This is a genomic window from Nocardia sp. NPDC004582, from assembly GCF_053602115.1.
On record NZ_JBSGCY010000214.1, the window covers coordinates 1 to 7,860 of the forward strand.

The window sequence follows — 7,860 nt, forward strand, 5'->3', positions numbered from 1 at the left end:
GACGGCCAGCGCCAGCTTCGGGGCGGCCTCGCCGGGCAGCGCGCTGTAGAGGGCGTCGAATTCGGCGGTGGCGGCGGCCCAGTCGCGTTGCAGCAGGCGGGCCTGGCCCGCGAACCAGGTCAGCCGCCAGTCCCCGGCGAGGGTGGACTCCACCGCGTCGAGGCGGCGCAGCGCGTCGTCGGCGTCGCCGAATTCCAGTGCGGCGCGGATCAATCGGAGCGGAATCTCCACCGATTCGGCCTGGCCGGTGACCACCGACTGCAGACCCGCGTTGATCTCGCGCTCCAGGTCATCGGGGGTGACCGCGCTGGTCGAGGCGAGCAGGGCCGCGCCGCTGTCGCCCGGATCGATCAGCGGGACCGGCAGCGCGGCGATGATCTCGCGCGGATCGCCCGGCAGCCGGTCACCGACGCCGAACACGCCGCGCGGCGGGCCGAACCGGGTGGACAGGCCCGGCCGGGGCCGCCCGTCCTCGCGGGCCAGCACCTCGCGTAGCACGCCGGTGAGCTGATCACCCATCTCGGTCATCGAGGTGAAGCGCGCGTCGGGGTCGATGTCGGTGGCGCGCAACAGGAATCGGTACAGCGACTCGTGCCGGGCCAGCAGCGGTTCGGTGTCCGGGCCGGGCAGCGGGCCCAGCTCGTTGTTGACCGGCGGGATCCGCATGATCAGCGCCGCCAGCGTGCGGCCCACGGTGTACACCTCCGAGGCCACCGTGGGCCCGGTCCGCGCGATCTCCGGGGACTGGTAACCCGGTGTGCCGTAGATGGTTTCGGTCTGGTCGTGCAGTCCGATCACCGCGCCCAGGTCGATGAGCTTGAGCTGCTCCTCGGTCTGCATCACGTTGTCGGGCTTGAAATCGCAGTAGGCCAGACCGCGATCGTGCAGGTACTCCAGCGCGGGCAGCATCTCCAGGATGTAGGCGATGGCGCGCGCGGGCCGCAGATACTGCTGATCGGCGGTGCGCTGCTCACGCAGGATCTGCTTGAGCGACTTGCCGCCCACGTACTCCATGACGATATAGCCGACCGGCTTGCCGTCGGGGCCGGTGTCCTCGGCGAAGTTGTAGATCCGCACGATGTTCGGGTGGTCCACCTGCGCCAGGAACCGCTTCTCGGCCACCGCGGCCCGCATGGCGTCGGCGTCACCGGTATTGAGCAGGCCCTTGAGCACCACCGGGCGGTTGTCGACCTTGTGGTCGACCGCCAGGTAGATCCAGCCCAGGCCGCCGTGCGCGAGCGGGCCCAGCACCTGGTACTGGCCGCCGACCAGATCGGAGTTCGACAGCTTGGGGGTGAAGGAGAAACGCGTGCCGCAGTGCGCGCAGAAACCCTCGGCGCGGCCCGGCTCGCCATTACGGCTGCGGCCGACCGGACGACCGCACTTACCGCAATCACGGTGGTGCTCGGGCACTCGCGGGTCGGTGAGGACCGCTTCGGTGGGGTCGCGGCGGGGGATCGAGGGGACCTTCACCATGCCCGCGCCCAGGCGGCCCCGGCTCGCGCCGGAGGAACCGGAGCGGCCGGTCCGGACCGAGCGCCCGCTGCGGGCGGTGCGGCCGGTCGCCGTGGCTCCGGTGCCGATGGTCGCGCCACCGGCTTGCGCGGTGGTGGCCGGCGCCGAGACCGGAGCGGGCGCGCTGCCGCACACATCGCAGTAGCCGTCGAGAATCGTTCCCGTGCAACCGGGTTCGGTGCAGCCGTCGGACGCCGCGCCTGGGGTGCCGGCAGCGATGCCCGCGCTCGTGGCCGGGGTGCCCGGTGTGGTGCCGGAGCCACCGGTTGCCGAGCCCGATGCACTCCGGGCCGAGTTCCCCGCAGCGGCACCGAGTACCGCGCTCGACCCGGATGCGGTGCTCGGTGCCGCCCCCGGGCTCGGGGCGGTGCCGCAGACGGTGCAGTATCCGTCCTCGATGGTCCCGGTGCAGCCGGGCTCGGTGCAGTTCATGATCGCCTCCCCGATTTCTGCGCGATGAGCTGGCGGTAGTCCGTGATGGCGCGGGTGACCGCGGCCAGGTCGCAGGGCCGGCGGGCGAGCAGCCCGGCGGCGATGCGGCTCGAGGCCAGCACATCCTGTTCCTCGCCGAGCCCCAGGCGCGCGGCCTTGGCGCGATAGGAGCTCAAGCGTCCCTTCAATTCCAGCCTCCGGTCGAGCAGCCCCTGGGCCAGTTGCTCGTTGTGGGTCGCGGTGTCGAGGGCGGCGGCGATGCGCTGGCGCAGCTCCCACAGCGCGGCCGGGGTGGGCTGCTCGGCGTCGAGCGCGGTCAATTCCGCGCTGTAGACGGCACTGTCGTCGGCGTGGCGGGGCAGGGGCGCGGCCAGGATGATGCTCTCCACTTCGGCGCGCGCGTGGTCGGCGCGCTCATAGGTCTTGCGTAGCACGTCGATCAGCGTGCGCACGCGTTCGACCGCGGTGTCCCAGTCCGCGGACATGGCCCGCAGATCGGCGAGCACGGCCGCGGCCTCGCGCATGCGGCGCGACAGCTCGCTCAACCGGCGATCCAGCGCGTCCGGCGCCAGCGCGAGCGGATCGGTGGCGGCCTGCACCGACAGCTCGTCGAGATCGGCGGCCAGCGAACGCAATTGCGGCATGCTCGAGCCGACCCGGTCCAGTTCCGCGCGCAGCGGCGCGACCTCGGACATCACCCGGTCGTTGACCGCCTCCACGGCTTCGAGCACCCGCACCACGACCGGGAAGGCCGCGTGCATGCGCTCGAGCAGTTCGGCGATCCCGATCAGCTGGACCTGTTCGCGCGGTCCGCCCAGTGCGCGCTGCGACATGGGAATCGCGGTGCGCGCCAGCTCGATCGGCTGTCCGCGCAGCAGCCGGGTCAGCTCCTCGCGGTCGAGGGCGTCCAGTCGCCGCCGGGCCCGTGCGGACCGCGCGTGATCCAGCACCGTGCCCAGGCGGCCGAAGTCCTCCCACAGCAGTTCCAGTGCCGCGCGGGCCGGAGCCCAGCGCTGTTCGGTCACGCCGGTGGGCGGGAAGCGCCGTAGCAGCACCAGACCGGGATGCTTGTCCAGTTCCACCAGGGTCGCGGCGATGATCTCGAGCTCGCGGGCCCGCTCGGCGATGTCGCGATCGATCTCGGCGACGCTGAGCATGTGCCCCGGATTCGGTTGCATGGCCGAACTCAATCGCTGTACTTGGGCGCCGGGGGACCGTTGGACGGCCCGAGCACGCTCAGCCGCTGGTTGTAGAGCCGCTGCCAGGTGCCGTCGGTGCGGACCCGCTCCAGCACGCCGTTCACGAAGCGCACGAAATCGGTGGCCTGCTGCTGGATTCCGATGGCGTAGGAGTCCGAGGCCATGGCGTCGCCGACCACCTCGAGATTCGGGTCCTGGATCTTCAGGCCGTACAGCAGCGGCAGATCGGTGCTCGCGGCGTCGACCTCGCCCTGCTGCAGCGCGGTCAGGCAGTCCAGCCAGTTGTCGATGCCGATCACGATGGGGCGCTGCGGGAGCGCGAAGACCGCGTCGAGGGTGGTCGAGTTGGGGATGCCGCACACCTTCTTGCCGCCCAGGTCGGCGGCCGAGTGGATGCCCGAACCCTTGGTCACCAGGACCCGCTGGTCGGTCTCGAAGTAGACCGAGGAGAACTGGATGTCCTTGCGGCGCGCGCAGGTCGCGCTGAAGCTCTGCACCACCATGTCGACCTGGCCCTTGGTCAGCGCCTGCACCCGGTTCGAGGTCTCGATGGGCTTGAGCTCCACCCGGCTCGGATCGCCGAACAGGTCGCGCGCCACCTCCCGTGCCAGATCGATGTCGAAGCCCTCGATCTCACCGGTGGCCGGATTGCGGTAGCCGAACAGGAATTCGTTCTGGTTCACCCCGACCCGGATCTTGCCATTGGCGACGATGGCCGCCATGGTCGATCCCGCGGGCATGGAACCCGGTTGCGGCCGCGCGCCCTGCGGGCGCAGGCTCGCGGTCGGATCGCAGGACAGGTCGGCCCGCTGGTTGGTGCTGGGAGTCAGGACCTTCGCCCCGGCGGGCAGCCGGTTGTCGGGAGGCAGCTGGAAGGGCGCGGCCTCCGGCGTCGAACCGCACGCGGCGGCCAGCAGCGCCACCGCCGCGAGCACCAGCATCCGCATCCGCTTCACAAGAACTCCTTCAACCGCGGCCACACCCCGACGACGATCGAGCCCGCCGCCGCCAGCAGCAGCGCCAGCGTGCCCAGGGGACTCAGGGTGAGGGCATTTCCGGCCGTGTTCACATCGTCGCGCACTTCCTGGCGGGTGCGCTCGAGTTCGGTCTTCAAGGCGGAATCGAGGGCGGCGAACTGGGCGGCTGATCCGGTGCCGTCGGCCTTCACCGTCTGGTCCACCGCGCCCCGATAGTTATTGCTCAAATAGGCGGCCACTTCCTTCTGATGGCCGTCCTGCCAGCCGGAGAAGGCCTTGGACGCGGGCGAGTCCGCGCTGACCAGATCGCCCAGATCGGCGCGCAGCTTGGCGCTGCCCGCGGCGAAGCGGTCCTCGCTGACCTTGATGTCACCACGGGTGATCAGCTGCAGGGTTTCCTCGGTGCGGGCCTGCTGGGCCAGGATCCGGGCCTGCGCGATCTTCTCGAAGCGGGCGGTCGCGCCGGTATCGATCGACGCCGAGGCCGCGATGGTGGTGGTCAGGATCCAGAGCAGCGCGATCACCGTGAGGCCCGCGGCGGTGACCACGCCCGGATTGATCCAGCGGTTGGTGCGGTTCACCAGCAGCCAGGAGCCGTAGCCGCAGGCCGCCAGCAACAGCACCAGCAGGGCGACGCTCCACAGCGGCAGGCCGGTGATGGCGCGCTGGTCGCGGTGCAGCTGGTCGAGGCGGATGCCCTCCAGTTCGGCCGCGTTCGTCAGCAGCGAGCCCTGCATGAGGGCCGAGGCCTGGCGCAGGTAGGCGGAGCCGACCGGCAGGCCCTGGCGGTTATTGGCGCGGGCCGCCTCGACATAGCCGGTGTAACTGGGCAATTCGGCGGAGATCTTGGCGAGGATGGTGCGGGTCTCGTCATCGGAGGCGCCGGTGGTGGCCTCGGCCAGCGCCGCGGCCGCGTCGGTGAGCGCGTTCTCGTAGCGCATCCGCACCTCGGGCGACTCGATGCCGCCGGACAGATATGCGGTGGAGGCCGCGGCGTCGGCGGTCGACAGCGCCACATAGAGGCGTTGCGCGGCGTTCGCCAGCGGCTCGGTGTGGGCCAGCACGGTGTCGTGCCGCGCGAGCTTGGCGCTCTGCTGATTCGCCGTCACCAGGCCGCCGATCAGGGCGAGCAGGGCGAGGGCCGCGCCCACCGCGCCGATGACACCCGGTGCGGTGCGCGCCAGGCGTCGCGTCCATTCCGCGGCATTGCGAATGGTCGCCGGCAAGCGACTCCTCAACTCCGATTCCCCCGTTCGACGGGCCTGTTCTCCCCGTATGGCCAGATCGTACGGGAGTGATCGCGGGCTGTCGATCGAGTTCCGACCGGTTGGAATTCGTTTGTTCGGGAGTCGATTTCACATGCCCGCGCATTCGTGACCGGACCGTGAAATCCAGATTTAACCGCGGGTAATCACCGGGAAACGTTCCGGCACAACACTTGGTTCACCGGATGTGACCCCAGACACCTTATGTCACAACGTCATCAGTGCCGGAGCGAGTCTGGTGCCTGCCCGCTCCGCGGTGAGGTAGCGCCGAACCATGTCACCGTATCCCGATTGGCTCAATCCCGGCGACAATGCCTGGCAGTTGGTCGCCGCCACTCTCGTCGGTCTGATGAGCATACCCGGAATCGCGATCTTGTACGGCGGTCTGGTGCAACGAAAATGGGCCGTCAACACCATGCTCATGGCATTCACCGGATTCTCGCTGGTCCTGGTGGTGTGGGTGCTGTGGGGATTCAACATGGGATTCGGCGAACCCGTGCGGCTCGGTCCCGGAATACTGCGGGCCGCCATCGGGACACCGCACACCGTGCTGAGTTCGAATAATCAAGAACAGGCCATGATTCCGCTGCTCGACGGACTCATGCCCCGATTCCGGTTCTCCCAGACGACGCTCGTCTACTTCCAGTTCGTGTTCGCCGCGATCACGCCATTGCTGTTCCTGGGCAGTGTGATCGGGCGGATCAGTTTCAAAGTGTGGCTGATCTTCGTGCCGCTGTGGTCGACGCTGGCGTATTCGGTCAACGCCTTCCTGATCTGGGGCGGCGGCTGGTGGTCGCAAATGGGGGCGCTGGACTACTCGGGCGGCTACGTCATCCACCTGGCCGCGGGGACCACGGGATTCGTGGCGGCGGCGGTCATCGGGCCGCGGCTGGCCCGCGACCGTGAACGCGCGGTGCCGAACAATCTGCCCATGGCGGCGGCCGGCGCGGGAATCCTGTGGCTGGGCTGGAACGGATTCAACGGCGGCGATCCGTACTTCGCGGGGGCGGATGCCTCACTGGCGGTGATCAATACGAATCTGGCGACCGCGTGCGCCGTGCTGACCTGGGTGGTGTGGGACATGGTGGCGGGCCCGTCGCGGCGACCCAACTTCCTGGGCGCGGTGAACGGCATGATCGCCGGGTTGGTGGCCATCACGCCGGCCGCCGGGTTCGTGAACAGCTTCGGGGCCATGGTGATCGGGCTGATCGCGTCCACCCTGGTGTGGCTGTCGTGGAACAAGCTGGGCCGCACCCGGCTGTTCCGCAAGGTCGACGACACGCTGGGCGTCGTGCACACGCACGGCGTCGCCGGGCTCGCGGGCGGCCTGCTGGTGGGGGTGCTGGCCGATCCGCACATCCGGGTGTACCTCGGCACCGGCGGTGCGGCGGACGCGACCTATGGCGGCTGGCTCTACGGCCACAATCCGAAACTACTGCTGTGGCAGGCCGGGGCGGCGGCGACGGTCATCGTGTGGGACGCGTTCATCACCTTCGCGATCCTGAAGGTGCTCAGCCTCTTCATGAGGCTGCGCATGCCGGATGAGGTCCTCGAGACCGGCGATGTCGGCGCGCACGAGGAAGAGGCCTACCCGGACGACGCGCTCGTGCACGCGCCACCCGCGCGAAAGCCACCGGTGCGCCCGGAGGTTCGGTGAATCACCGTGCGAGCGTGGAGCCTTCGAAGGCGTCGAGGAGCGGCCCGGCCAGCAGTCCGACGACGATCGAGCCCGCCGCGGCGAGGTAGGCCGTGACGGCGGCGATCGGTGCGGACGCGGGCGGGTCCGTCCGCCCCCGCAGCGCCGGGACGATCCAGCGCAGGTAGTAGAAGACGCTGGCCACCGCGTTGAGGACGGCGATCACCACCAGCCAGCCCAGGCCCGCGTCGAAGGCGGCGGTGAAGACGGTGAGCTTGCCGAGGAAGACGCCCGTCGGCGGCGTGCCCACCAGGCCGAGCAGGCAGATGACCAGGGCGACGAGGAGTCCGGGGCGGGCACGCAGCAGACCGGTGTAGTCGGTGCGGGTACGCAGGCGGGGGAGCGCGCAGACCACCGCGAACGCGCCGAGATTGGTGAGCGCGTAGGCGGCGAGGTAGAGGAGGACGCCGCCCAGTGCGAGCGTGGAACGGTTCGCCGCGGCGACACCGACCAGCAGGTAGCCGACCTGGGAGATGGTCGAGTAGCCGAGCAGGCGGCGGACGTCGGTCTGGAAGAAGGCCGCGAAATTGCCGAGGGTCATGGTGGCGGCCGCGATCACGGCGATCAGGACGCGCCAGTCCAGGTCGCCGGCGTCGAGGACTTCGGCGGCGAGCCGGTAGACGGCCACGACCGCACCGAGTTTCGGCACCGTGGTCACCACCGCGGCGACTTCCGGGCGGGTGCCCTGGGTGACGTCGGGGACCCAGAAGTGGGCCGGGACCGCGCCCGCCTTGAACAGCAGTCCGCCCAGCACCGCGACCGCGCCGATCCCCAGC

At 70.0% G+C, this 7,860-nt stretch carries 6 protein-coding genes; 1 reads left to right on the plus strand and 5 read right to left on the minus strand.

Annotated elements, in window-relative coordinates; translation table 11 throughout:
• From ACWELJ_RS32315 to ACWELJ_RS32330, 4 genes are all read right to left on the minus strand, one after another.
• Window positions 1-1,947, minus strand: a 1,947-nt coding sequence (locus ACWELJ_RS32315) for a tetratricopeptide repeat protein (protein WP_452369871.1), incomplete at its 3' end; no start/stop codon positions are given.
• Complete coding sequence (locus tag ACWELJ_RS32320) at window positions 1,944-3,125, minus strand: hypothetical protein (RefSeq protein ID WP_452369872.1); 1,182 nt, start codon at window positions 3,123-3,125, stop codon at window positions 1,944-1,946. The genes ACWELJ_RS32315 and ACWELJ_RS32320, both read right to left, overlap by 4 nt.
• An 8-nt stretch (window positions 3,126-3,133) precedes the next feature.
• Window positions 3,134-4,093, minus strand: coding sequence for a glutamate ABC transporter substrate-binding protein (locus ACWELJ_RS32325; protein ID WP_452369876.1), 960 nt, complete (start codon window positions 4,091-4,093; stop codon window positions 3,134-3,136).
• A 5-nt stretch (window positions 4,094-4,098) separates the two neighbouring features.
• Entirely contained in the window at window positions 4,099-5,349 is a 1,251-nt protein-coding gene (locus tag ACWELJ_RS32330; protein WP_452369873.1) for a hypothetical protein, read from the minus strand.
• 313 nt (window positions 5,350-5,662) lie between these two features.
• Between ACWELJ_RS32330 and ACWELJ_RS32335 the strand changes: the two genes are divergently transcribed.
• On the plus strand, window positions 5,663-7,045 hold the full coding sequence (locus tag ACWELJ_RS32335) for an ammonium transporter (RefSeq protein ID WP_452369874.1): 1,383 nt from the start codon (window positions 5,663-5,665) through the stop codon (window positions 7,043-7,045).
• Window position 7,046: 1 nt separating this feature from the next.
• Here the strand turns inward: ACWELJ_RS32335 and ACWELJ_RS32340 are convergent.
• Window positions 7,047-7,860: NADH-quinone oxidoreductase subunit N (locus ACWELJ_RS32340; protein ID WP_452369875.1), on the minus strand; the 814-nt coding region annotated here is incomplete at its 5' end.